This is a genomic window from Aeromonas sp. FDAARGOS 1411 (genome assembly GCF_019047125.1).
In the GTDB taxonomy this organism is placed as follows: domain Bacteria; phylum Pseudomonadota; class Gammaproteobacteria; order Enterobacterales; family Aeromonadaceae; genus Aeromonas; species Aeromonas veronii.
Map to the genome: position 1 here is coordinate 1,289,739 of NZ_CP077214.1, position 26,143 is coordinate 1,315,881.

At 57.0% G+C, this 26,143-nt stretch carries 19 protein-coding genes; 8 read left to right on the plus strand and 11 right to left on the minus strand.

The features are described from left to right. Positions 1 to 46: 46 nt before the first annotated feature. The 4 genes from I6L41_RS05660 to I6L41_RS05675 all read right to left on the minus strand — a co-directional run bounded on the left by I6L41_RS05660 (position 47) and on the right by I6L41_RS05675 (position 7,302). Complete coding sequence (locus I6L41_RS05660; protein ID WP_216962584.1) at positions 47 to 1,567, minus strand: SpoVR family protein; 1,521 nt, start codon at positions 1,565 to 1,567, stop codon at positions 47 to 49. A gap of 9 nt (positions 1,568 to 1,576) precedes the next feature. Beyond that, positions 1,577 to 2,848, minus strand: coding sequence for a YeaH/YhbH family protein (locus tag I6L41_RS05665; RefSeq protein WP_216962587.1), 1,272 nt, complete (start codon positions 2,846 to 2,848; stop codon positions 1,577 to 1,579). Positions 2,849 to 2,871: 23 nt separating this feature from the next. Next, positions 2,872 to 4,794, minus strand: a complete 1,923-nt coding sequence (locus I6L41_RS05670) for a PrkA family serine protein kinase (protein ID WP_033113275.1) — start codon at positions 4,792 to 4,794, stop codon at positions 2,872 to 2,874. A 594-nt stretch (positions 4,795 to 5,388) separates the two neighbouring features. After that, positions 5,389 to 7,302 carry an ATP-dependent DNA helicase RecQ gene (locus tag I6L41_RS05675; protein WP_216962590.1) on the minus strand — a complete coding sequence of 638 codons (1,914 nt, stop codon included), beginning with the start codon at positions 7,300 to 7,302 and terminating at the stop codon, positions 5,389 to 5,391. A gap of 355 nt (positions 7,303 to 7,657) precedes the next feature. Between I6L41_RS05675 and sstT the strand changes: the two genes are divergently transcribed. Continuing rightward, positions 7,658 to 8,908, plus strand: coding sequence for a serine/threonine transporter SstT (gene sstT / locus I6L41_RS05680; protein WP_216962593.1), 1,251 nt, complete (start codon positions 7,658 to 7,660; stop codon positions 8,906 to 8,908). A gap of 207 nt (positions 8,909 to 9,115) precedes the next feature. Beyond that, complete coding sequence (locus tag I6L41_RS05685; RefSeq protein ID WP_216962597.1) at positions 9,116 to 10,108, plus strand: hypothetical protein; 993 nt, start codon at positions 9,116 to 9,118, stop codon at positions 10,106 to 10,108. Between the two features lie 257 nt (positions 10,109 to 10,365). Here I6L41_RS05685 and I6L41_RS05690 read toward each other — a convergent pair whose 3' ends face one another. From I6L41_RS05690 to pabB, 3 genes are all read right to left on the minus strand, one after another. Further along, positions 10,366 to 11,664 (minus strand): serine/threonine transporter, encoded by a 1,299-nt coding sequence (locus tag I6L41_RS05690; RefSeq protein ID WP_216962600.1) that lies wholly within the window; start codon positions 11,662 to 11,664, stop codon positions 10,366 to 10,368. A 216-nt stretch (positions 11,665 to 11,880) separates the two neighbouring features. Further along, on the minus strand, positions 11,881 to 12,447 hold the full coding sequence (locus tag I6L41_RS05695; RefSeq protein ID WP_201991596.1) for a CoA pyrophosphatase: 567 nt from the start codon (positions 12,445 to 12,447) through the stop codon (positions 11,881 to 11,883). Between the two features lie 42 nt (positions 12,448 to 12,489). Continuing rightward, complete coding sequence (gene pabB / locus I6L41_RS05700; protein ID WP_254203404.1) at positions 12,490 to 13,773, minus strand: aminodeoxychorismate synthase component I; 1,284 nt, start codon at positions 13,771 to 13,773, stop codon at positions 12,490 to 12,492. 294 nt (positions 13,774 to 14,067) lie between these two features. Between pabB and I6L41_RS05705 the strand changes: the two genes are divergently transcribed. Next, positions 14,068 to 15,594, plus strand: coding sequence for a fumarate hydratase (locus I6L41_RS05705; protein ID WP_216962605.1), 1,527 nt, complete (start codon positions 14,068 to 14,070; stop codon positions 15,592 to 15,594). A 199-nt stretch (positions 15,595 to 15,793) separates the two neighbouring features. On the opposite strand, the gene I6L41_RS05710 is transcribed toward I6L41_RS05705, so the two are convergent. Beyond that, positions 15,794 to 16,372: an alkylphosphonate utilization protein gene (locus I6L41_RS05710; RefSeq protein ID WP_005333203.1), complete on the minus strand. Its 579-nt coding sequence runs from the start codon at positions 16,370 to 16,372 to the stop codon at positions 15,794 to 15,796. Between the two features lie 184 nt (positions 16,373 to 16,556). On the opposite strand from I6L41_RS05710, the gene I6L41_RS05715 reads away from it, so the two are divergent. The 3 genes from I6L41_RS05715 to I6L41_RS05725 all read left to right on the plus strand — a co-directional run bounded on the left by I6L41_RS05715 (position 16,557) and on the right by I6L41_RS05725 (position 20,752). Continuing rightward, on the plus strand, positions 16,557 to 17,813 hold the full coding sequence (locus I6L41_RS05715) for a methyltransferase (protein WP_216962610.1): 1,257 nt from the start codon (positions 16,557 to 16,559) through the stop codon (positions 17,811 to 17,813). 271 nt (positions 17,814 to 18,084) lie between these two features. Then, on the plus strand, positions 18,085 to 19,557 hold the full coding sequence (locus I6L41_RS05720; protein WP_111900924.1) for a chitinase: 1,473 nt from the start codon (positions 18,085 to 18,087) through the stop codon (positions 19,555 to 19,557). A 586-nt stretch (positions 19,558 to 20,143) separates the two neighbouring features. Further along, on the plus strand, positions 20,144 to 20,752 hold the full coding sequence (locus I6L41_RS05725; protein WP_216962613.1) for a histidine phosphatase family protein: 609 nt from the start codon (positions 20,144 to 20,146) through the stop codon (positions 20,750 to 20,752). 129 nt (positions 20,753 to 20,881) lie between these two features. Here the strand turns inward: I6L41_RS05725 and I6L41_RS05730 are convergent, their stop codons facing one another. Together I6L41_RS05730 and smrB are read right to left on the minus strand one after the other, a co-directional pair. Then, the gene (locus I6L41_RS05730) at positions 20,882 to 22,177 is read right to left on the minus strand and encodes a diguanylate cyclase (protein WP_216962616.1); all 1,296 of its coding nucleotides are present in this window, start codon (positions 22,175 to 22,177) and stop codon (positions 20,882 to 20,884) included. A gap of 57 nt (positions 22,178 to 22,234) precedes the next feature. After that, complete coding sequence (smrB, locus tag I6L41_RS05735) at positions 22,235 to 22,759, minus strand: endonuclease SmrB (RefSeq protein ID WP_005333198.1); 525 nt, start codon at positions 22,757 to 22,759, stop codon at positions 22,235 to 22,237. Positions 22,760 to 22,841: 82 nt separating this feature from the next. Between smrB and prmB the strand changes: the two genes are divergently transcribed. After that, positions 22,842 to 23,777: a 50S ribosomal protein L3 N(5)-glutamine methyltransferase gene (prmB, locus tag I6L41_RS05740; protein WP_058051987.1), complete on the plus strand. Its 936-nt coding sequence runs from the start codon at positions 22,842 to 22,844 to the stop codon at positions 23,775 to 23,777. Positions 23,778 to 23,789: 12 nt separating this feature from the next. Then, the gene (aroC, locus tag I6L41_RS05745; protein WP_047440279.1) at positions 23,790 to 24,878 is read left to right on the plus strand and encodes a chorismate synthase; all 1,089 of its coding nucleotides are present in this window, start codon (positions 23,790 to 23,792) and stop codon (positions 24,876 to 24,878) included. 111 nt (positions 24,879 to 24,989) lie between these two features. Here the strand turns inward: aroC and I6L41_RS05750 are convergent, their stop codons facing one another. After that, positions 24,990 to 25,820: an ABC transporter substrate-binding protein gene (locus I6L41_RS05750; RefSeq protein WP_216962620.1), complete on the minus strand. Its 831-nt coding sequence runs from the start codon at positions 25,818 to 25,820 to the stop codon at positions 24,990 to 24,992. Between the last annotated feature and the right edge of the window lie 323 nt (positions 25,821 to 26,143).

Below are 26,143 nucleotides of genomic sequence, written 5' to 3' on the forward strand. Positions count from 1 at the left end.
AAAAAACGGCCCACCGAAGTGGGCCGTCGAGATATAACGTCACGGATCAGATCCCCGGTTTGCGCTCCGGGCAGCGGCCGATGATATCGGGTGGCAGATCGCCGTTATCCTGTTCCAGCACCACGTCGAATCCCCACAGCTGATGCAGGTGTTTGAGCACCTCATGGCGTGAGTCGCCAAGGGGGATGCGGTTGTGGGGCACATAGCGCAGGGTGAGGGAGCGATCCCCCTTCACGGCGACGTTGTAGACCTGAATATTGGGCTCCAGATTGCTGAGGTTGTACTGGGCCGACAGAGTATTGCGCACCTGACGGTACCCCTCGTCATTGTGGATGGCGGAGACCTTCAGATAGTTCTTCAGATCGTCGTCATCAATGGCGAACAACTTCATGTCCCGCATCACTTTGGGACTGAGGAACTGGCTGATAAAGCTCTCATCCTTGAAGTTCTGCATGGCAAAGTGGAGGGTTTCGACCCAGTTGCTGCCGGCATAGTCGGGGAACCAGTATCTATCTTCCTCGGTCGGGTTCTCGCAGATGCGGCGCAGGTCGGTAAACATGGCAAACCCCAGCGCATAGGGGTTGATCCCCGAGTAGTAGCGGCTGTTGTAAGCCGGTTGATAGACCACGTTGGTGTGGCTGTGCAGCACCTCCATCATGAAGCGATCGCTCAACTTGCCCTCGTCATAGAGGTGATTGAGGATGGTGTAGTGCCAGAAGGTGGCCCACCCCTCGTTCATCACCTGAGTCTGCTTTTGCGGATAGAAATATTGGCTGATTTTGCGCACGATACGCACCACTTCCCGCTGCCAGGGCTCCAGCAAGGGTGCATTCTTCTCGATAAAGTAGAGAATGTTCTCCTGGGGCTCTGCGGGGTAGCGCCTGTCCTCCACGCCAGCGGCTTTATGCTGCTTGGGCAGGGTTCGCCACAGCTCGTTGACCTGAGTCTGCAGATAATCTTCCCGCGCCTTCTGACGCCGCTTCTCCTCAGCCATCGAGATCTTCTGGGGACGCTTGTAGCGATCCACCCCGAAGTTCATCAGGGCATGGCAGGAGTCGAGCAGCTGTTCCACCGCCTCGATGCCATGCTTCTCTTCGCACTGGGTGATGTAGTTCTTGGCGAACAGCAGGTAGTCAATGATGGAGGAGGCATCGGTCCAAGCCTTGAACAGGTAGTTGTTCTTGAAGAAGGAGTTGTGACCGTAGCAGGCGTGTGCCATCACCAGCGCCTGCATCGGCATGGTGTTCTCCTCCATCAGGTAGGCGATGCAGGGATCGGAGTTGATGACGATCTCGTAGGCCAGCCCCATCTGGCCGCGCTTGTAGTTGCGTTCGGTATGGATAAAGCGCTTGCCGAACGACCAGTGCTGGTAGCCGATGGGCATGCCAACGCTGGAGTAGGCATCCATCATCTGCTCGGCGGTGATCACCTCGATCTGGTTGGGGTAGGTATCCAGCTTGTAGAAACGGGCGACCCGGGCGATCTCCTGGTGATAGGTCTCCAGCAGATCGAAGTTCCAGTCTGGTCCGTCATCCAGTGGCGCTACACGTTTTTCTGTTTCGATCATGTGACCTCCTCACGCCGCTTGTTTCTTGAACAGCTCGCGGAACACCGGATAGATATCCTCGACCTTGCGAATGTGCTCCATCGCAAAGTGGGGGAACTGGCTGGCTACCGACTCATATTCGTGCCACAGGGTCTGATGGGCACGGGTAGTGATCTCGATGTAGGAGTAGTACCGCACCCTTGGCATGATATCCCGCGCCAAGATCTCCCTGCACTGCGGTGAGTCATCAGCCCAGTTGTCACCATCCGACGCCTGCGCCGCATAGATGTTCCACTGGTTGGCCGGGTAACGCTCGTTGATGATGTCATTCATCATTTTTAGCGCACTGGAAACGATGGTGCCGCCAGTCTCCTGGGAGTAGAAGAACTCGTGTTCATCCACCTCCTTGGCCTGGGTGTGGTGGCGGATATAGACCACTTCGACGTTCTTGTAAGTCCGGCTCAGGAACAGATAGAGCAGGATATAGAAACGCTTGGCCATCTCCTTGGTGGCCTGATCCATGGAGCCCGAGACATCCATCAGACAGAACATCACCGCCTGGCTGGAGGGGACGGGCCGTTTGACGAAGTTGTTGAATTTGAGATCGAAGGTGTCAATAAACGGCACCGCATCGATCCGTCGTTTCAGCTCCCTGATCTCCTTCTCGAGCAGGGTGATTTCTGCAAAGTGCTCGTTGGGATCGGCGGCCAGCAGAGCCAGCCTATCTTCCAGTTCATGCAACTGGCGTTTCTTGCCAGCTTGCAACGCCATGCGACGCGCCAGCGAATTTTGCAGGGAACGCACCACGTTGATGTTGGCGGGCACCCCGTTGGAGGTGTAGCCCGCCCGATAGGTTTTCACCTCCATCAGCTGATTGAGCTGGGTTTTCTGCAGCCTGGGCAGCTCCAGATCTTCAAACAGCAGATCGAGATACTCATCCTTGGAGATCTGGAACACGAAATCATCGGCCCCTTCACCCTGATTGGATGCCTGTCCCTCGCCGGAACCCTGTCCGCCGCCCCCTCCTTTGGGACGGTCAATCTTGTCGCCGGAGACGAACTGGTCATTGCCGGGATGCACCATCTCCCGTTTACCACCGTGCCCCTGATGAAAATGGGGCTCGCCGATATCCTTGGTCGGGATGCTGATGCTCTCGCCCTTGTCTACGTCCTGAATGCTGCGCTTGGAGACAGCATCCGAGACCGCTTGTTTTATCTGCTTCTTGTAGCGGCGGATGAAGCGCTGCCGATTGACAGCGCTTTTGTTTTTGCCGTTGAGCCTGCGGTCGATAAAATGCGCCATAACTCCCCCTTGAACAGTCAGGGTCAGGATGACTTGCGTACCCTGAGATACCATTCGGAGAGCAGTCGCACCTGTTTGCGGGTGTAGCCTTTCTCCATCATCCGTTCGACAAAGTTATCGTGCTTCTTCTGCTCCTCGGCCGAGGTTTTGCTGTTGAAGGAGATAACCGGCAGCAGCTCTTCCGTGTTGGAGAACATCTTCTTCTCGATCACGGTGCGCAGCTTCTCGTAACTGGTCCAGTTGGGGTTACGGCCTGCATTGTTGGCCCGGGCACGCAGCACGAAGTTGACGATTTCGTTGCGGAAATCTTTCGGGTTGCTGATCCCGGCAGGTTTTTCGATCTTCTCCAGCTCGCTGTTGAGGGACGCTCTGTCAAACAGCTGGCCGGTTTCGGGGTCACGGTACTCCTGATCCTGGATCCAGAAGTCGGCGTAGGTAACGTAGCGATCGAAGATGTTCTGACCGTACTCGGAGTAGGACTCGAGATAGGCGGTCTGGATCTCCTTGCCGATGAACTCCACATAGCGCGGGGTCAGATAGCCCTTGATGAACTCAAGGTAGCGATCGTGCAGCTCTTGCGGGAACTGTTCGCGCTCGATCTGCTGCTCCAGCACATAGAAGAGGTGCACCGGGTTGGCGGCCACTTCCGCGTGGTCGAAGTTGAAGACGCGGGAGAGGATCTTGAACGCAAAACGGGTAGAGAGACCATTCATCCCTTCGTCTACACCGGCGTAGTCGCGATACTCCTGATAGCTCTTCGCCTTCGGATCGGTGTCCTTCAGACTTTCGCCATCATAGACCCGCATCTTGGAGTAGATGCTGGAGTTTTCCGGCTCTTTCAGCCGTGACAACACCGAGAATTGGCCCAGCAGTTCGAGGGTACCCGGGGCGCACTTGGCCTCGGTCAGTTCGCTGTTGACCAACAGTTTTTCGTAGATCTTCACCTCTTCCGAGACGCGCAGGCAGTAAGGCACCTTGACGATGTAGACCCGGTCGAGGAAGGCTTCGTTGTTCTTGTTGTTGCGGAACTGCTGCCACTCGGATTCGTTGGAGTGAGCGAGCAAGATGCCGTCAAAGGGGAGGGCTGAGAGCCCTTCGGTACCGTTGTAGTTACCCTCCTGGGTTGCTGTCAGCAGCGGGTGCAGCACCTTGATGGGCGCTTTGAACATCTCAACAAATTCCATCACCCCCTGGTTCGCCTTGCACAGCGCACCTGAGTAGGAGTAAGCATCGGCATCATCTTGGGCGAAGTGCTCCAGCATGCGGATATCGACCTTGCCGACCAGTGAGGAGATGTCCTGGTTGTTGTCATCACCAGGTTCAGTCTTGGCGATGGCGATTTGATCGAGGATGGAGGGGTTGACCTTCTCCACCTTGAACTTGGTGATGTCGCCACCAAACTCGTGCAGACGCTTGGCAACCCAGGGCGACATGATGGGGCGCAGATAACGGCGCGGGATGCCGTACTCTTTTTCTAGGATTTCGCCATCCTCTTCGATGTCAAACAGACAGAAGGGGTGATCGTTGACCGGTGAGCCCTTGATGCGATAGATGGGCACCTTCTGCATCAGGGATTTGAGTTTTTCTGCCAGCGAGGATTTACCGCCGCCAACAGGGCCCAACAGATAGAGGATCTGTTTCTTCTCCTCCAGCCCCTGGGCGGAGTGTTTGAGGTAGGAGACAATCTGCTCGATCGCCTCTTCCATACCGTAGAAATCTTTGAATGCCGGATAGCGTGCTACGACGCGGTTGGAGAAAAGCCGGCTCAGTCTGGGGTTGGCAGAGGTGTCTACCATCTCAGGTTCACCGATGGCGGTCAGCAGACGTTCGGCCGCAGAGGCGTAGCAGGCTTTGTCCTGCTTACACATATCTAGGAACTCCTGGATGGTATATTCCTCTTCTCTCGCTTTTTCATATCGCTGTTGGTAATGCTCGAATATGCCCATAACTTTGCCCTCGTTATAGTCGCTTACCCTGAAAAAAGTGGATGACTGCTTTTGTGTTGTGCGCTTTTAAAGCCTAGTCAACAGACTCCAGTAATCCATCACGGTTGATAGGTTAAATTCTGAAGAAACCTGCCCGATCCTTGTGCGGGGAGGGTCAGTCAACAACACCGCTATGTTACTGACTGTTAAATTATTTTTGCCACGATAGTGAGGTAAATGTCAAAGACATAAAAAATAAATGTTTATGGGAAAGAGGGAACTTATTGCGAAAAGATTAAGGGGTTTGACGAAAGGCAATGGGGCTGCGGGTTGGCGGGGTTATGGATGAGAATGTCATTACGTGAACGTCAACGTAAATTACATTATTTGGAGTTTTGACTCTAATTTTTACATTGACGCTACATTTTGAGTGCCCTAGATTGGCGATGTGTGAGCAGCAAGATGCTTTAGCAAGAGAGTTGACTGTTGCCTCACCAAGCTCTGTTTAAGCACGTTTCCGTTGGCTTGACCCTCGCAACCGCGAGGGTCTTCTTTTTCTGCGTCTGTAAACGCTTGTTTCTGCTGGTGGCTATTGAAGCCACCAGCACTCATCTATCAAGGGTAGGCTTGTTGCACTGCCGCCAGGACGCGGGCAAACGGGTGGGCGGCCAACTGGCCTGCGCCCGCCAGCGATTTGGCCTTGACCCGGCTGGTCAACGGTGTGGCGATACCGCACAAGAAGCGGGCCAGAACACGCGCATCCACGGAACCTGTCTTGGCAATCAGCGGATCGCACCAGGCGCGGATCCCCGCCTCGTTTGGCATGGTCAGTGAGGGCAGGGGCGGGAGATGCGCCACCTCGCCGCGACAAACCGAACAGTGGCCACAATGAACCGGCGCCACCTCATCGGCAAAATAGCGGGCGAGGCGGTGGCTCAGGCACTCACTTGAGGTGAAAAAGTCGAGCATGGCTTGCAGTCTGGCCAGCTCGCTCTGCTCTTTTTGCAGGAACAGGGCATGCAGGGCATTTGCTTCCTGCTCGTTGTCCCACCCCTGACGGGTGATCCGGTAGACCTCGGTCATCTGTTTGCTTTCAAGCTCGATCCAGCCTTGCTGCTGCAGGTAGTCGAGCGCCGCAACCGCCCGCTGTCGCTCTCCCTGATAGCCCTGCCAGAGGGCGTCAAAGTTCATGGTGCACCAGCTGCGCGCTTGCGGGGCGCAGGCGAACAGTTGCTCCAGAAACTGGCGGCGATCCGGATTGAAGCGGCTCACTATCTCGCCTTTATCCAGCACAAATTTGAAGCGGTAGTCGGCGTAATAGCTATAGGCCGGAGTGATGATACCTGCCATCTCCAGATAGACCAGCAGGGTTTTAAGGGGCAACTGGCGGATATTGGTGTCGTTGGAGAGGCGCAGCAGGGTGAATTCCCACTCGCTCCCGCTCTGCTTGATGATGGCAAGCAGCTGGAGGATGGCACTCAAATCCGGCGTATCGCCGTAGACGAAGTTCTCCAGCACCGGTAGCTGGCTCTGGTTGGCCAGCACGATACAGCGCGATGGCTGGCCATCCCGTCCGGCGCGGCCAATCTCCTGGCTGTAGTTTTCAATGGACTTGGGCAGATCGTAGTGAATGACCCGCCGGATATCCGCTTTGTCGATCCCCATGCCAAAGGCGATGGTGGCGACGATGCAGTCCACCTTGCCCGCCATGAAATCGTGCTGGATCTGACTGCGCAGCGCCGAGTCGAGTCCGGCATGATAGGCGCGGGCGTTGATCCCTTCTCTCATGAGTTGCTCGGCACAGGCTTCTGCGGTGTGTTGCAAGGTGACGTAGACGATGGTGGGGGCCGCCGGATCGTTGGCCAGCTCCTGTGCGAGCCAGCTATCCCGCGCGTCGGGCGACAGGGGAATGACTGCCAGATCAAGATTGGGGCGATAGAAACCGGTGACCACGACCCCCTCCGGCGCGATGCCGAATTTGGTCTGCATATCCTGAATCACCGCCGGTGTGGCGGTGGCCGTCAGCAGCAACACCTGCGGGATCTTCAGGTCATGGCGATAGCTCGGCAGCTTGAGGTAGTCGGGGCGAAAGTTGTGGCCCCACTCCGAGATACAGTGCGCCTCATCGACGACCAGCAGCGAGAGCGGCACTTGCTGGATAAAGCGGCGAAAGCGCTCGTTCTTGAGTCGCTCCACCGAGATCATCAGGATCTTGAGCTGGCCATCCAGCGCCTGCTGCATCACTTGTCGGCTCTCCTCCGGGCTCTGGCTCGAGTCGAGGGTCGCGGCGCTTATTCCCTTGCTTTTAAGGAAGGCGAGTTGATCGTGCATCAGCGCCAGCAGCGGCGATATAACCAGGGTCAGGTGAGGCAGGGCGAGGGCAGGCAGTTGATAACAGAGTGACTTGCCGGAGCCGGTGGGAAAGATGGCGGCGGCACTCTGACCAGCCAGCACCCGGCTGATCACCGCCTCCTGGCCTGGCCTGAGTGCGGAGAAACCAAAATATTGCTTGAGCAGGGATGGGATCATGGCAAGGCTCCGCAGCAAATGGGGGATGATAGCACAGCGACGCCGGTCACGGATGACACAGGAATGGTCGTGAGGGCAAGGGCAGAGAGTGTTGATAAAACGTACAAAAATGGGTGGTTGCGCTGTGGTTAAGGTTTTGTTGCGGTTTTTTGTGATGGAAACGGGATATTTTTTGGTGAGTCTCTGGAAAAAAAAGATGGCGAATGGGATATTCCGTCATGCAATCCGGTGACTGGCGGATCGGCCCGACAGAAGGCTGGCCACAGACACCACATTCGGGCGACAGGGGTCTCCCGATGGGTGGTTGCAGACAGGACTCATGATTCATGCACTACGGTGCTTAGGGACTTTTTTGATGACACAACAACACCCCCTCCTTCGGCTGGTCAATAGCACCAGTCTGGTCAGCCAGATCCTGGTTGGTCTGGTATTCGGTATCTTGCTGGCGATGTTTGCCCCCGAGTGGGCGAAAACGGCTGGTCTGCTCGGCAGTCTGTTCGTTGGCGCACTGAAAGCGGTAGCCCCGCTGCTGGTATTCGTACTGGTGATGGCGGCCATCATTGGTCACAAGCAGGGTCAGAAGACCAATATGCGACCGATCCTGCTGCTCTATCTGTTTGGTACCTTCTCTGCGGCCGTGGTCGCGGTGATTGCCAGCTTCCTGTTTCCCTCCAACCTCCATCTGGTGGCCAATACTGCCGAGATCACCCCACCAGGCGGGATCACCGAGGTGCTGCAGACCCTGCTGTTCAACGTGGTGACCAACCCGGTCAAGGCGCTGATGGATGCCAACTATATCGGGATCCTGGCGTGGGCCATCGGTCTGGGTATCGCTATGCGCCATGCCAACGAGAGCACCAAGGCGCTCATCACTGACCTGTCTCACGGTGTCTCCGCCATCGTGAAAGCGGTGATCCGCTGTGCTCCGCTCGGGATCCTGGGTCTGGTTGCCTCCACGCTGGCTGAGACAGGCTTCGATGCCCTGTTTGGCTATGCTCAACTGCTGGTGGTGCTGATCGGCTGCATGCTGTTTATCGCCTTTGTGGTCAACCCGTTGATCGTCTTCTGGAAGATCAAGCGCAACCCCTATCCGCTGGTGCTGACTTGCCTGAAAGAGAGTGGTGTAACAGCCTTCTTTACCCGCAGCTCTGCGGCCAATATCCCGGTCAACATGGCGCTGTGTGAAAAACTGCGTCTGCCGGAGGATACCTATGCGGTCTCCATTCCGCTGGGTGCCACCATCAACATGGCGGGTGCTGCCATCACCATCACTGTGCTCGCCATGGCGGCGGTACATACCCTGGGGATGGAAGTGGACATGGCAACGGCTGTGCTGCTCTCCGTGGTTGCCACCGTCAGCGCCTGTGGCGCATCCGGTGTCGCCGGTGGCTCCTTGCTGCTGATCCCGCTGGCCTGCAGCCTGTTTGGCATCAGCAACGACATCGCCATGCAGGTGGTGGCCGTCGGCTTTATCATCGGCGTGTTGCAGGATTCTGCTGAGACAGCACTGAACAGCTCCACCGACGTGCTGTTCACCGCCGCTGCTTGCATGGCCGAAGATGAAACCCTGCTGGAACCTTCCGCGCTGCCCAGCAGCGAGGCGTGAGCCGGTAGCTCGATTTTTCGATTCAGCCCCTCTCTGTGAGGGGCTTTTTATATCAGCGGGCCTAAATGTGTTGAGGAGAGGAGTGCGCAAGAAAACATTCATTTTGATGAAATGTTTGGTTACAAATAGCCGACAGACAGTGCGGGTGCTGCCCCGTTAAAATAGCTGCGGAATAATAAGGTTCAGGCTAAAAAACGAGATTAAATAATGAAAAAAACTACGCTTTCGTGGGCAATTATTGGTGCATTAGGTTTGGTTGGTTGCGGTGGTGGTGGCGGAGATAGTGGTGGTGGTGGTACCACGCCACCGGAGCCGCAACCGAGGGCGCTGCCGGTGGCTGGCGTTTATCTCCCCGTCCTGATGGACGCTCAGGGGCAGTTAATCAACCGTCCGGTCAACGACAGTTATCGTGCGGTCGGTTTTGTCTATCCGGCGTCCACAGAGGGCACGGGTTGGGCGATGAACATTGCTGAGAAAAGAAGTGCCACAGTCAGCACTTATACCTTCCCTCAAGGCTTCTCTTCTCTGAATAAAGGTGAGGGTTACCCACTGACGTTGTCGTTGCTGGTGAACAAAAGCCAACCCAGTACCTTCGACTCGGCTGAGCAAAAGTCCAATACCAATGTTGATGGGTTGGTCAAGGTGGCGTCTGTGCCAGATACGGCGGGAAGCAGCCAGTCACTCTGGGTACTCGATTATCGACCCGTCAAAGCCAAAATCGATTCTGCACTCACTATTCAGAATTGGGGCGGCCAAGTGGCATTGCAGCCGATGGTCACTGCGCCTATCAACGCGGACTCCTGGTACAACCTTGGGGAGAGTGCACTGTTTCAAGATTTCAAAACCGAGCGCAGCAACAATGGCTTGGGGATCAAGCTGACCATCCTGTTTAAAGAAGGGTGTTCTGTAAGCGGTGAGACAGAGGCCAACACTCAAGGTTTGAACAAGCTGACGCTGACCGGTTGGAATAATCGCTCATGCAGTTTCAATACCTTGACAGGGCCTGCTGATATCAAAGAGGGAAAAATTTATGAGGGGCTCTGGGAAAAAAGGATGCGTGATTTTGCCGATCGCAACGCCAGTGTCACCGCATATCTGACCATGAAACCGGGTAGTAATGGCCAGAAAGACACTCTGGTGCTCGGTATTCCGGAAATTACCGGCATCACGCCGTTCCTGTTGGAAGCGCAGCCACTCTAATCAGCCAGAGAGAGTGTGTGTTTATCAAGAGATGCCAGTCGCTTGCCCGACTGGCATTTTTGTTGGTCGAGTTTCGGAGCGAAGCCCGAAATATGATGATGCTGGAGCAGGATAAGGTCTGTGTCCCAAGTTTTGTGTGAGTGTGGATTACGTAACCCTGTGATGAGAGGCAAGACTATTCAGGGCGGGATAACGCAATAAAAAAAGCCAGCCGAATGTTCGGCTGGCTTTTTTGCTATCAGAGCAGGTTGCGAAGATTAACCAACCAGCTGATAGAGGATGGCAGAGATGGCGATCATCCCCATGGTCGCAACGAAGGCGTTGCTGATATGGCCCTGATACTTCGCCATGGCCGGGACGCGCTTGATGGCGTACATCGGCATGATGAACAGGATGGTGGCGATAATCGGGCCGCCCAAGGATTCAATCATACCCAGGATGGAGGGGTTAGCCACGGCGGTGCCCCACAGGGTCAGGATGAAGAAGGCGATGATGAACATCTCGACTTTCTTGGCATTCGGCTCTTTGCCAGACTTGCGCATGTTCTGCACGATCATCCCTTTCAGACCTTCACGGGCACCCAGATAGTGACCGAAGAAGGAGGAGACGATGGCCACGAACGCAACCAGCGGACCGAAGTAGGAGATGATGGGGCTGGCATGCTGGTTGGCCAGATAGGAGAGCACGGCGATGTTCTGGGCCTTGGCTTCTGCCAGCTGGGCCGGTGTCAGGCTCATGACGCAGGAGAAGACGAAGAACATCACGAAGCCCAGCAGCACCATGGCGGTACGCTTGAGGATGGCATCGGCTTTCTGGACGGCGTGATCACCGTGATCGCGGCGCTGTGCCAGGGAGAAGCTGGAGATGGCCGGGCTGTGGTTGAAGGAGAAGACCAGTACCGGGATGGTCAGCCACAGGGTGGTGGCGAAATCTTTGGCAGAGGGTACTTGCTCCAGCGCGGCGCCGGTCCAGTCAGGGATCAGGTACAAAGAGATACCGGCCAGAATGGCGATCAACGGATAAACCAGCAGCTCGGTCACTTTCAGCATCAGCTTTTCACCGGCCAGCATTACCGACATCATGCCCATGATCAGCACAATGGAGAGGATCCAGCGCGGTGGGGCACTCATCTGCAGCTGATTGACCATAAAGCTTTCCACGGTGTTGGTGATACCCACGCCATAGATCAGCACGATGGGGTAGATGGCGAAGAAGTAGAGCAGGGTGATTAATTTACCGGCACCCACGCCAAAGTGCTCTTCCACCACTTCGGTGATGTCTGCATTTGGCTTTTTGGAGGAGAGCACGAAGCGGGCCAGACCACGGTGTGCCAGATAGGTCATGGGACCTACCAGCAGCGCCATGACGACCAGCGGCCAGAAACCGCCCATACCCGCGTTGATCGGCAGGAACAGGATCCCCGCGCCAACCGCGGTCCCGAACAGACTGATGACCCAGGTAGAGTCGCGTTTTTCCCAACGAGTGGTTTGAGTAGAGCGGATCCCTTGCTCTGTTGACGCCGCAACTCCCTGCGTGCCAGTGACTGTGTTTGACATCTATCTCACCCCGAATGTGTGGTTCTTATTAAGTCGGCGCAAGGATACGGTTTTTCTAATCAAAAATGTTGATCAAATTCATCTTTACGGCACGAAAAACCGCACTTTCTTATGGAAATGTGATCAAAACAAGAAAAATTCAATTATTGTTTATCAATTAGCACGTTATTTTAGTGTTAATGATTAAATCTCGCCCAGCCAAATGTAGGTAAATTGTTATTTTGCGAGATGCTGGGCTAGCTGGTTGATCATGCTGGCGGTGGCCCCCCAGATAAAGTGCTGTTGCCAGGGGATCCAGTAGATAGTATGCGCTTTCCCCCCTCTGTAAAGGGTCAGGGGGATGTGGTTGCGCCGATCCAGCAGATGGGTCAGCGGCACTTCAAAGGCGTGATCCACCTCATCCGGACTCAGAATGAGGGGATAGTTGCCATCGAGCAGCCCCAGCACCGGCAGTACCTCGAATCGTGACACCGTATTGAGCGGGTTGAGGGTGCCGATCACTTCAATCAGTCGGGCCGGAATGCCGAGCTCCTCTTCGGTCTCCCGCAGCGCCGTGGCAATGAGGTTTTCGTCGCCGGGATCCTGTCGCCCGCCGGGAAAGCTGATCTGCCCCCCATGATGGCGCAACCGGGGGCTGCGCCGGGTCAATAACAGGCTGAGCCCCTCATCGCGCATCACCACCGGGATCAACACCGCCGCCGGACTGAGCCCGCCGATGGCGAGGCGATGGGCCGGGGCGGGTCGCTGCAACTGGAAGCGGGTCAGCAGTTCGTGGCGATCCATGGCGGGGAGCTCTCCTGTGCGTTGGCCAGACAGTGGGGAGGGTTACAGCGCCGACAGCGGCGGCAGGATGCGGGCAACCTTGTCATAGGTCTCCTGATATTCGCTGTCGGCATCGGAGTCGGCGATGATGCCGCCACCGGCCCAGCAGTGCAGGCGACCCGCTTCGGCGATCAGGGTACGAATGCAGATGCTGGTATCCATCCGGCCATGCTGGCTGAGATAGCCGATGCTGCCGCAATAGGCGTTGCGGCGCTGGGGCTCCAGCTCTTCGATGATCTCCATGGCCCGGATCTTGGGGGCGCCGGTGATGGAACCACCCGGGAAACAGGCCCGCAGCAGATCGACTCCTTGCCAGCGTGCATCCAGCTCACCGTGGATGGTGGAAACCAGATGATGTACCGCCGGAAACGACTCGACCGCAAAGAGATGAGGCACGCTGACCGAGCCCGGCCGGCTGACCCGACCGATGTCGTTGCGCAGCAGATCAACGATCATCAGATTCTCTGATCTGTCCTTGTCCGCCTGCGCCAGCTCCTGCGCGACTTGCCGATCGATGGCCGGATCGGGGTGGCGAGGGCGAGTGCCCTTGATGGGTTTGGTTTCGATATGACGGCCATCAAGCAGCAGGAACCGCTCGGGGGAGAGGCTCAGCAGCGCGCTCTCCGGCAGGCGGATAAAGGCAGAGAAGGGGGCCTTGTTGGCGGTTGCCAGAAGACAATAGGCCTGCCACTCATCCCCCTGATAGGGGGTGCTGAAACGCTGGGTCAGGTTGATCTGGTAGCAATCCCCCGCAGCGAGGTATTCCTGAATACGGGCAAACTTCTCGCCATACTCGGCACGGCTCATATTGCTCTGCCACGACCCCTGCAAGGCAAAAGAGGGGGCCGGGTTGGCCTGCTGCTGTTCAAGCCAGGCCCGCCGGTTGGCAAGGCCTGCTTTATCCCCCCAGTGCACCAGCTGCCAGTCGCCGGTCGCCACATTGCGCAGCAGCGCCCAGTCGTAGATACCTACCGCCATGTCCGGTACCGCGATATCGGCGGCGGCCTGCACTGGCAGTCGCTCGAAGCGACGGCCGAGATCATAGCCAAACAGGCCGAGGGCGCCGCCAATAAAGGGCAGGTGAGTGGCACACAGATCCAGTTCCCCCAGCAGCTGTTGCTGGGTATGGGCCAGCAGGGCGAGGGGATCTTCGTGGTGTTTGCTGATATTCGCCCCGATACGCAGAGTGGTCACTTCGCCGCGGGTTTCGAGGGTCGCCAGCGGATCGGCAGTGATGATATCAAAGCCGTTATCGGTACCGAGTGGTCCCGCCGATTCCAGCAACATGGCCCACGGCTGATGTTGCAGGCGGGCAAAAAGCTGATGTAGTTCAGCACTATGGTCTAGATGATGGATATGAAGTGTTGGCGTCATTTTATGTTACACAGGCAACAGTTTGGTTCCCGAACCCTAGTCGGTGCTGGTGGGCAAGCGTATCATAGGTGTCGGTGACTTAAGAAAAAACTGCCGTGTCGTTCGTTTTTTGCTGGTTGATAGTTTTTAGCCAGCACGTCAGCACGGCCCATCATATGGAAGCCCTTGCCCTGCTTTGTGGCAGAGACAAGGACCAGTGAGGATGATATGAGCATTATAAAAAAACAGGATTTCATCGATTCTATCGCAGATGCCCTCCAGTACATCTCCTATTACCACCCGTTGGATTTTGTTCAGGCTGCCAAAGCGGCGTATGACCGCGAGGCCAACCCGGCCGCCAAAGATGCGCTGGCCCAGATCCTGATCAACTCCCGCATGTCCGCCGAAGGTCATCGTCCGCTCTGCCAGGACACCGGCATCGTGACCTGTTTCGTCAAGATCGGCATGCAAGTTCAGTGGGACAGCGACATGACAGTGCAGGAGATGGTGGACGAAGGGACCCGTCGTGCCTACACCAATCCTGACAACCCGCTGCGCGCCTCCGTGCTGGCCGATCCGGCCGGCAGTCGCAAAAACACCAAAGACAACGCCCCTGCCGTGGTTCATATCGACATGATCCCCGGCAACAAGGTGGAAGTGAGCATCGCGGCCAAAGGCGGCGGCTCCGAGAACAAATCCAAGATGGTGATGCTCAACCCCTCTGACGATATCGTCGAGTGGGTGCTGAAAACCGTGCCGACCATGGGCGCAGGCTGGTGCCCGCCCGGCATGCTGGGCATCGGCATCGGCGGTACCGCCGAGAAAGCTGCGGTACTGGCCAAAGAGGCCTTGATGGAGCACATCGACATTCAGGAGCTGATCGCCCGTGGCCCGCAAACCACTGAAGAGAAGCTGCGGGTCGAGCTCTACGACAAGGTCAACAAGCTGGGGATCGGTGCCCAGGGGTTGGGCGGCCTCACTACCGTGCTGGATGTGAAGGTGAAATCTGCGCCGACTCACGCCGCTTCCAAGCCGGTGGTGATGATCCCCAACTGCGCCGCCACCCGCCACGTTCACTTCGAACTGGATGGTTCAGGCCCTGCCGAACTGACTCCGCCGAAACTGAGCGACTGGCCGGAGATCACCCGTGAAGCGGGTGGCAACGTGCGCCGCGTCAACGTCGATGGCATCACCAAGGCCGAACTGGCAAGTTGGAAGAGCGGTGATACCGTGCTCCTCTCCGGCAAGATCCTCACCGGCCGCGATGCTGCCCACAAACGTATCGCCGACATGCTGGCCTGTGGCGAAGGGCTGCCGGAAGGGGTCGATTTCACCAACCGCTTTATCTATTACGTTGGCCCGGTCGATGCGGTGCGCGACGAAGTGGTTGGCCCGGCTGGCCCCACCACCTCCACCCGGATGGACAAGTTCACCGACATGATGCTGGGTGAAACCGGCCTTATCGGCATGATCGGCAAATCCGAGCGTGGCCCGAAAACCGTCGAGAGCATCAAGCAGCATAAGGCCGTCTATCTGATGGCCGTCGGCGGCGCCGCTTATCTGGTGGCCAAGGCCATCAAGAAGGCGCGCGTGGTAGCTTTTGCCGATCTTGGCATGGAAGCGATCTACGAGTTTGAAGTGGAAGATATGCCGGTGACCGTAGCGGTCGACTCCGAAGGCAACAATATCCACGAAACCGGCCCGGCCTACTGGTCTGCCAAGATTGCCGAGCTGGACGGCAAACTCTCCTCCTGAGTGACCGTTTCCGCTGCCGGTTAACGGCATCGGCAATGAATAAAGAAGGCGCGTCCATCCGGATGCGCCTTGTTGCTTTGGTTGGCCTGTTATGGGCTCAAGTTGGCCGTTTGCGGCAAGCGGATATAAAAAAGGATGGCGTGACGCCATCCTTTTTTCGTTGTGCTTGTGCTCTGTCAGCAGCGCAATCGCGCTTGGCTTAGGCCTTTTTCAGGTAGGCAGCAACCAGTACGATCTGCACGCCGTTGACCTTGCCTTCGATATGAAGCGGGTTGTTGGTCAGACGGATGCCCTTGACCAGGGTACCGCGCTTGGCGGTGAAACCGGCGCCTTTCACATCCAGATCCTTGATCAGGGTGACGGAGTCGCCCTCTTGCAGCACGGCGCCGTTGGAGTCAACGGTCGGTACGCTGTCGTCATCTTCGTCAGCAATACCAGCTTCAGCCCAAGCCTTGGCTTCGTCTTCCATGTACATCATGTCCAGCAGATCCTGAGCCCACACTTCACCCTTGCCGGAGAGTGCTTTGAGCTGGCGCCATGCCATCACCTGCACTGCAGGCACCTGGCTCCACATGCTGTCACTCAGGCAACGCCAGTGGTTGACCACCAGGGTATCCGGTTGTTCCAGCTGACCACGGCAGGTGTCACAGATAGCAACGCTGTGATCATCGTCGCTGGCGGGGGAGTGAGGCACCACGAAGGCGGTCAGCGCCTGCTCGGCGCTGCACAGTTCACACTTGGCGCCCGCGCGCGCTTGCAGAATGGCGTTGATGGTCATGTTGTTGGTCCCATAGCTAGTGGTAAAGCGACCCGCGTTGGACGGGGCGCGTGAAAGAGGGGGCGGAATATAGCATAAAACCCCGCACTTTGTCAGGTCTGCCCTGGCTCACAGGGTTGGCTGTGCTGTTGCGCGGCGCTGATCGTCAGGTATTGAGAGTGCAATTTGAAGCGGGATCGCTAGAATGAGCCTCCTTTTTGACTGCAAGGCAGGGGCATTCGTGCTGGCTCAACGTTTTCAACAACTGGATCGACTGCTCACCCGCTACAAACGCTGGTGGCAGTATCAGCCATATCATCATCTGACCATGGCCTTTGTCGATGAGGCGCCCGAACTGGCGGCACTGCTCAATGGGCTGACCCTTGCCCAGTTGGCGGAGCTCGATGCGGATATGGATGCACTCAGCAGTCTGCTTGCCCCCTGGATTGCCGAGGGTACCGAGCTGCAGCAACTCAGCCAGCTTGCCCCGTTTACCCCGGAGCCCATCACCTGCAGCAAGGAGATGGCGCTGCATATGCCGGGGCGCAAGCAGGCCCAGATCGAGTCGTTCACCGCCTGTCTGCCTGCCCATCAGGGCCCCTATCTGGAGTGGTGTGCCGGCAAGGGCCACCTTGGGCGGCTGGTGTCACTTCATCGACAGGCTCCGATCCTCAGTCTGGAGTTGCAAGATCAGCTTTGTGACGAAGGTCGGCTGCTGGCCGAGCGGGATGGCGCCAATATGACCTTTACCTGCGCCGATACTTTTGCCCCCGAGTCGGCGGCGCTGATCGCCCCCGAACATCACGCTATGGCACTCCATGCCTGCGGCGAGCTGCACACCCATCTGCTGGAGCGGGTGGCCGAGCGCGGTGCCCGCGGAGTGACCATCTCTCCCTGCTGCTACCACCTGATCCGCACCAGCCACTATCGCCCGCTGTCAGCCGCGGCCAGCGCCAGCGAGCTGGTGTTGAGCAAGGCGGATCTCAAGTTGCCGCTACAGGAGACGGTGACTGGCGGTGCGCGGATCGCCCGCCTGCGCGAGCAGGAAGTGGTGTGGCGGCTCGGGTTTGACTGCCTGCAGCGTCAGGTGCGCGGGGTGGATGAGTATCTGCCGGTGCCCAATATGCAAAAGAGCCTGCTGACCGGCACGTTTGAGGCATTCTGCGTTTGGGCTGCTGAACGCAAAGGGATTGTGCTGCCCGCCGGGCTCGACTACTCCGCCTGGCTGGAACACGGGGAGCGCCGCTTTGGTGATGTCGCCCGCATGGAGCTGGTGCGTCATTTGTTTCGCCGTCCCCTCGAGATCTGGCTGGCGCTGGATCGCGCGCTCTTTTTGCAAGAGCAGGGCTATCGGGTCGAAGTGGGGGAGTTCTGTGCCAAACCCATGACCCCGCGCAATATCCTGATCCGTGCCGTGCGTGCCGGACATCCGGCTATTTTGAGCATTTTTCTTGAACATTGATGATGGCTGACAGGTTGAGCCTGTCAGCCATTTTTTTTATCACGAACAATGACCGTATGGCAGGTCACCTGGCTGTCTCAACTGTTCTAAAAATGGGCGACAGATCACGCTGTAGCGTTTTCGTTTGGGTTCTTTTTCTTTGTTTCAGCTGCACTGAATATCACAAGGTGAAATGGCTCACAAATTCTGCTTATTTCTTAATTCTCATCGTGAATTTAGTTGTTGAAACACCTACTCTTGGAACGCATTAATTCAAACAAGGACGATAAACATGTTCAAACCCAAGCGTTGTGCCTGGCTGATCGCTGCCGCCTGCGCATTGCCAAGCTATGCCGCAATGAGTGCAGCCATGAATATTCAACCCGATCCGCAAAATGCGGGAGGATATGTCATTGCGGCCCCGGATCTGGCCGCCATGGAAAAAGCCAAGACGGCTAATCCCATGTATGCAATATGGGCCAAGGCATTGGCGACCCGGTCAAATAAAATCGTTGATGCCATTGAACCGGGTCTGGCAAGCAATCCTGACAACGTAAAACGGGTTGAACGGGTATTTCCCCAATCTGAATGGGAATATTTAACCCAGATGGCAGCGCCGGAATATACTTATGTCCGCTTCTTGCGAGCCATCGGTAAATTCCCTGCGTTCTGTGGTGAATATACTGACGGGCGTGATTCTGATGCGATCTGTAAAAAATCCATCGTGACCGCCTTTGCCCACTTCTCTCAGGAGACCGGTGGCCATATTGCCAAGGAGAACGTCTCCGATAACCCGCTGGGGCTGGAGGAGTGGCAACAGGCGCTGGTGCATGTGCGGGAGATGGGCTGGTCAGAGGGACAGACCGGTTATACCACCGGCTGTGGCCAGAACGACTGGCAGAACAAGAAGTGGCCCTGCAGTACGGGTCAGGGGTACTTCGGCCGCGGCGCCAAGCAGCTTTCTTACCACTTCAACTACGGTGCCTTCTCCGAGGCGATGTTCGATGGCGATGCCTCCGTGCTGCTCAACAACCCGGGGCTGGTGGCGGACTCCTGGCTCAACCTCGCTTCTGCCATCTGGTTTTTCCTTACCCCGCAGGCCCCGAAACCGGCCATGCTGCACGTGATTGATCGCACCTGGGTACCCTCCAAGCGGGAGGCCGATGCGGGTATCGGCTATGGCTTTGGTACCACCATCAACGTGATCAACGGTGGTATCGAGTGTGGTGAACAGAACAAGGACAAGGGGCAGCCGGTCAATCGTATCCGCTACTGGGAAGGGCTGGCCAACCACTACCAGATCCCGATCAAGGCGGATGAGAAGAACACCTGCTGGCAGCAGACTCCCTATGGCAGCCTCAATCTTAACGGCGCTACCGACGTGCTCTACACCAACTGGGATGGCAACTGGAAATACTATCCGGATCGCCCGGGCGGTTACTCCTTCGAGTGCGAGCTGGTGGGCTTTCAGACCGCTTATTCTGCGCTGGTGCCGGGTGATTACGAGAAGTGCGTGACCAACTTCTACGGCTCCCACGCCAACTGGCCGAAAGTGCGGATCGTCGCCAAGCTCGATCCCGCCCCGGTCGATCCGGTTGACCCGCCGGTTGATGGTCAGCCTGCCTGGGATGCCAGCAAGGTCTATACCGCTGGCAGCAAGGTGAGCTACAAGGGCGCCGTCTATCAGGCAAAATGGTGGACGCAAGGGGATGATCCCGCCAAAGGTGGCCCCTGGGCGTTGGTGACAACCCAATTAAAGAGATAGTCCATCCATTGATAAGGAGAGGGGGGCTTAGCCCCCTTTTTATATATTTTTATGGTATGGATAATATGTGGTAGTGATTAAAAAGAGAACCATCAATCTGGAGGGGGAGCTGTATTTTTCGGCCAACTTTGATTTCCCGCTAAAAGTGACGTAAACGGTCCATATCAAAATTTATTGATGGCCGGGTTTAATGTTTGAACCTTGCGGCTTAGTAATATCAAGAAACGTTTTGTGATGTTTTGCTAAACGATGGGTTCGCAGAGCACACCCATGACGCTATCCTTCTCGTATTTATGATGAGGGTGTTTATTCTTCCCATCTATCAACTCATGGTATCACCCAGCTCGCTATTTATTTCACGGAGTGAGAAATGAACATGTTGGATGTAAAAGTCATATGTATCTATTTGTTTACGGATGAGTGTGCGTAGTTCAGCAGATTATTTTCACTGGGAGCGAGGCAATCTTGTTCGATTTTAAAGAATCGTTAAGGTGCGCAGATGAATGGGGATTGTCGTCTCGTTATCTGAATGGGAAGTCGTATGTGGTTTAATCACTAAGCAGATAGTAGGAAAGAGGAGTGCACCATGGAACTGGTGGTGATCCGCCATGCAGAGACGCAGGCCAATGCGGAAGGGCGCTATCAGGGCGCGCTGGATATCGGGCTCAATGACGATGGCGTGCGCCAGATCTCTTGTCTGGCTGAGAAGGTAGCTGTGACAGAGCAGCCGTTCGATCGGTTGCTGGCATCCCCTCTGCTTCGAACAAGGGAGAGTGCTACCATCTTGTCTCGTCAGTTGGGATTGCCTGTGGAGCTTGTGCCTGCCTTTCGTGAGCGGGATGTCGGCCTGTTTGAAGGGCTGACGCAGGTAGAGGCAAGAACACGCTATCCCGAACTGTGGGCGCGCAATATCACCCGGCGCTGGGCTGAAGCGCCTCCCGGTGGTGAAACCATTGATGAGGTGATTGCCCGGGTCTCGCAGGGACTAACGGCACTGGCTTCGACCATGCAAGGGGTACGGATACTGCTGGTGGCGCACGGTGTGGTCGCCAAGGTGATCCGCGCCGTAACGATTGCCGGATTTGATGACTTCTTCGAGTGGCAATTGCCCAACGGCGGCATGCTGTCGGTGAGGCTCTCTCTGGCTGATGGTGGCCCACTGCGCTTTAGCCGTCCCCTTGATGGTTGTGATTGAAAAGCGCACTAAAAGCAGAACGAAAAAAGCGCTACCGAAGAGAGTAGCGCTGCTTTTTGTGTTCGCTGCGGTTGGTTATCTCTGCAGGCACAGGTTAGTAGTGTCACCAGAGGGCAGGGGCGTGCGCCATCAGGTCGGCTCCGGTTCCTCTTTGCGGCAGCAGTTGCGCCCCTGTTTCTTGGCCAGATAGAGGGCGGTGTCGGCTCGTCTAACCATCTTCTCTACAGTGTCATGGCTGCCCTTGCTGGCGCTGATCCCGATACTGATGGTGAGGGAGATCTCAAGAGCCCCGTCCAGTGCATGGTGCTGGGATTCGATGGCGAGCCTGATCCGCTCGGCGCTGGCCCAGGCGAGCTCGAGGGAGGTTTCCGGGAGCAGCACGATAAACTCTTCGCCACCCCAGCGACCCAGCATGTCCACCTCCCGCAGCTGTTTGCTGATCCGTTTCACCAGACTCAGGATCGCCAGATCTCCCTGTTGATGGCCAAAGGTATCGTTGACTTCCTTGAAGTGGTCGATATCGATCAGCAGCAGGCTCATGGTATGGCCAAAACGCTGACAGCGCTGCATCTCGGCGTTGACCAGCTCGTTGAAGCGGCGCCGGTTGGCAATGCCGGTCAGGGGATCCGTGGTGGCGGCGACCTTCAACTCCTCCACCAGGCGGGCTCGCTCCGAGATATCCCGCAAGATGGCGGTCATCTCGGTGGTCGGGCCCAGATTGATCTTGTCGATGGTCACCTCCAGCGGAAATTCGCTACCATCGCGGCGCAGACCCATCACCGAGGCGCGGGCATGCATCGGGCGCGAATTGATGGGGGAGCTGCTGAAGGCTTTGAAATAGGTTTCGTGATTGGCGCGAAAACGCTGTGGCAGCAGGGTTTCCAGCCGCTTGCCGAGATAACTCTCGTCGATCCCGAACATCTCGCAGGCGGCGGTATTGATAAGCTCGATGCGTGACTCGCTGCTGACACTGATGATGCCGTCATAGGCAGAGTTGACCACCGCTTCGAAGCGACGGCGACTGGTGGTGAGCGCCTCTTCCAGCTGCATCCTGGCGGTGATGTCGATGGCGGTGACGATGATCCGGTTGATCCGTGCCTGCTCGGGGATGATGGGGGAGAGAATAAAGCGCCACCAACTGGTACGCGACAGGCTGTCGATAGGCAGCTCGCTCTCGAGCCCTGTCTGCATGCGCACACATTCGTGCATTGGCGGCTCGATGGTATTGGTGATGTAGCGGGGAAACATCTCGCTCAGCTGTTTGCCAATGCTGCCAAGGACATCCAGCTCGAACGCCTTGGCAAAGGTATCGTTGGCAGAGACCAGCACAAAGTGATCATCCTTGTCGAGGCTGAACACCGCCACGGCAGCGCCGATGGCGTCGAGAGATGACTTTATGTCGGCATGGGAACCCTGTGTAAACATGCGACCTCCACGGCGAATAACATATTGATATTCAGTATAGTGTGGTCGTTTGGCTAACTACTCTTCGATATCCAGCAACACCAGAATGGCGCTGTCGCCGCCCCATTCGCGGGGAGCCTGATGGAAGGCGCGCACATTGGGGTGCTGGGCCAGCCAGCTGGGAATGCGCTGCTTGAGAATATGTTTGCCGATGCCGTGCATCACCGAGGCGACGTGAATGTTCTCTTTCTGGCAGAGGGTGAGCAGGGCGGCCAGCTCCTGTTTTGCCTGCTGCTGGTTCATGCCGTGCAGATCCAGGTAGATCTCCGGCGGATAAATGCCCCGCTTGAGCTTTTTCAGCTCAAATTTTGACACATCTTCCCGCACGTAACGGGTCGGCCCATCATCGTCGAGATGGGGCTGATACTCATCGCTGAAATAGTGGTCAACCCCAAGCTTTTCGCGGGTTTCGCGCAATTCGCGTTTCTGCTTGACCGGGCGTAACTCGGCCCTTATGGTATCTTGCTTGATTTTCCGGGTACCTTTTATCGCATCGCGGAACAGCAGGGTTTCCTCGTCTGTCGGTGAGGGCGTTTTTTTCATCAGATGCTCATGTATTAGGTATGCGTCTTGCCCGCAACGTAAACGGGGCTCGGGCCGGATATTACTCGACTTGGAGGTGGATTTGGACAAGATATTTATCGATGAGGTGGTTGCCGAGATGCACACCATCCAGGACATGTTGCGTTGGGCCATGAGTCGTTTCAACGACGCCGGGATTTTTTACGGTCATGGAACCGACAACGCCTGGGATGAAGCTGTGCAGCTGGTACTGCCCGCGTTACATCTGCCACCGGATGTAGACCCGGCCATGCGCCACTCCCGTCTCACCAGCAGCGAGCGTCACCGTATCGCCGAGCTGATTATCCGCCGCGTACAGGAGCGGGTACCGGCCGCCTATCTGACCAACAAGGCCTGGTATGCCGGTTGGGAGTTCTACGTGGACGAGCGGGTGCTCATTCCCCGTTCCCCCATTGCCGAGATGGTGGCCAACCGTTTCGCGCCCTTCCTCAAACATGAACCGACCCGGATCATGGACCTGTGCACCGGCTCCGGCTGTATCGCCATCATCATGGCCCACGAGTTCCCGGAAGCGGAAGTCGATGCCATCGACATCAGCGTCGATGCGCTGAACGTGGCCGAGCGCAATATCAACGATCACGGGCTTGAGCAGCAGGTCATTCCGATCCGCTCCGATCTGTTCCGCGATCTGCCGGCGGGCGACAAGTACGATCTCATCGTCTCCAACCCGCCCTATGTGGACTCCGAAGATATGTCGGATCTGCCGGATGAATTCCGTCACGAGCCCGAGCTGGCGCTGGCGTCCGGCTCCGATGGTCTCAAGCTGACCAAGCGTCTGCTGGCCCATGCGGCAGATTTCCTCAAGGATAACGGCGTCCTGGTGGTCGAAGTAGGCAACAGCATGATCCATCTGGAAGCCCAGTTCCCCGAGATCCCCTTTACCTGGGTTGAATTCGAAAACGGCGGTCACGGCGTCTTTGTGATGACCCGTGACGAGCTGGTGCAGTATCAGGATCATTTCGCCATCTACAAGAACTAAGCAGGAGCTCGCATGGCAGGGAACAGTTTTGGTCAACTCTTTCGGGTCACTACCTTTGGCGAGAGCCACGGCCTGGCGCTGGGCGCCGTGGTTGATGGCTGCCCGCCTGGGCTGGAGATCTGCGAGGCGGATCTGCAGGGGGATCTGGATCGGCGCAAGCCGGGCACTTCCCGCTACACCACGCCGCGCCGCGAGCCGGACGAGGTGAAGATCCTCTCCGGGGTGTTCGAGGGCAAGACCACCGGCACCTCCATCGGGCTGCTCATCGAGAATACCGATCAGCGCTCCAAGGATTACTCCGATATCAAGGATCTGTTCCGGCCGGGTCACGCTGACTACACCTACCACCAGAAGTATGGTCAGCGGGACTATCGCGGGGGTGGTCGCTCCTCCGCCCGCGAAACCGCGATGCGGGTAGCAGCGGGGGCCATTGCCAAGAAGTACCTCAAACAGGTGCATGGCATCGAGATCACCGGTTTTCTCTCCCAGCTCGGCCCCATCAAGGCCGAGGCGTTTGACGCGGCGCAGATCGAGCAGAATCCCTTCTTCTTCCCCGATGCGGGCAAGCTGGAAGAACTGGATCAATACATGCGCGACCTGAAAAAAGAGGGCAACAGTATCGGTGCCAAGGTGCAGGTCATTGCCAGTAATGTGCCGGTAGGCCTGGGTGAGCCAGTGTTTGATCGTCTCGACGCCGATATCGCCCACGCCATGATGGGCATCAATGCGGTGAAAGGGGTGGAGATCGGTGACGGCTTTGCGGTAGTGGAGCAAAAAGGCTCCGAACATCGCGACGAGATGACCCCGGCGGGCTTTGCCAGCAACCATGCGGGCGGCATTCTGGGTGGCATCTCATCCGGGCAGGATATCGTGGTGAGCATGGCGCTCAAGCCAACTTCCAGCATCACTGTGCCGGGCAAGACCATCAATACCGAAGGCGAGGCTATCGAGATGATCACCAAGGGTCGTCACGATCCTTGTGTCGGCATCCGCGCCGTGCCCATCGCCGAAGCCATGCTGGCGCTGGTGTTGATGGATCACCTGTTGCGCCATCGTGCCCAGAATCAGGGGGTGTTGACTCATACCCCGCAGCTGCGCTGATCGCTGTTGCTGCTCATCGACTGATCGCTCCCTGTTTGGGGAACAAGTTCGACAATACCAAAAAGGCGACCTTCGGGTCGCCTTTGCTATTTCAGGTGGCGGCTTATCCCGTCAATGCTTGCGGAGAGTGCGGGTCAGCAGATCCGCGGCGCCCGGATCGGCATTGAGGCGACACCTGGGGGGCGAGAACTTGTTGTGGGGTTTGGGCAAGGCATGAATGGCCTCGTTGACTTTGAGGATCTGTTCTTCGCTCACGCTGTTTTTGGCAAACATCAGACTGACCGGCTGGTGGTGTAGCAGCAGTTGGCAGCTGATAAACTCTTCGGCCCCCAGCTGGGCCAGCCGGTAGCGGGCATATTGCCACTCCATGATGATGCCATCGAGGCGGCGAGCCAGCAGCAGATCGATCATCCGCTCATCGGCGTTGTATTCGGTCGCCATTTTAAGCGCCGGGCAGCTATCCATCTGATGCATGGGGCGAGTGCCGCGCAATTTGCCTATCTTGAGCCCTGTCTCGTTGCACAACGCGGGCAGATTATCGAGCTGCGCCCAGCGATCCTGATGGCCGGGAATCGGGTCATTGCTCAGCAGCACATAGGCACTCTGGCGGTAGGGGGTCGAGAAGCGGGCATAACTCTGGCGCTCCGGCAGAGGGAGGGCGGCCATCGCCACATCCAGCTGATCGTGTTCTACCAGATGCAGTGCCCGCGCCCAGGGAAGCTCGCGAAACTTGGGGGCAAAGCCCGCCTGGGTGAGGATCTGGCGGGTCAGGCTGACATCCAGCCCATCCAGCTCACCCCGGTTGTTGATTTGGCTGAAGGGGGGCCAGTGACTCCAGGCCACGGTCAGAGTCTGACTGGCCTGCAGCGCAGGGCTTAGCAGCAGAAGCAGCAGGCCAATCCTTGCCTGCCAGCTGCCGCGGGGACGATATGGCGTGGTCATAGCTAAACCTCGTTATTGTGTTCTTTTATCCCGTGCGTTTGCCCCGCGAGCCATGCCTGCGAGGGCTGATATTGTGTTGCCAGTTAATAGTGTGGTGCGTGCTACATCAATCAACGGGATTATTCGGGGGGCAGGAGGGGGATTTTCTGTTCGTGCTGGGAGGAGCATCACATTTTTCTCGTTTATCCCGGACAACTCCGTTAGACTGCGCCTCTATTCTTTCCCCTTTGCTCTGCTCCCCGGGGAAATCGTTGTTTTCTCAATAGGCCCAGATCTTGTGAGATGGCATCGGCTCAGCAGAGGAGCCCCACCACAAATCCCCG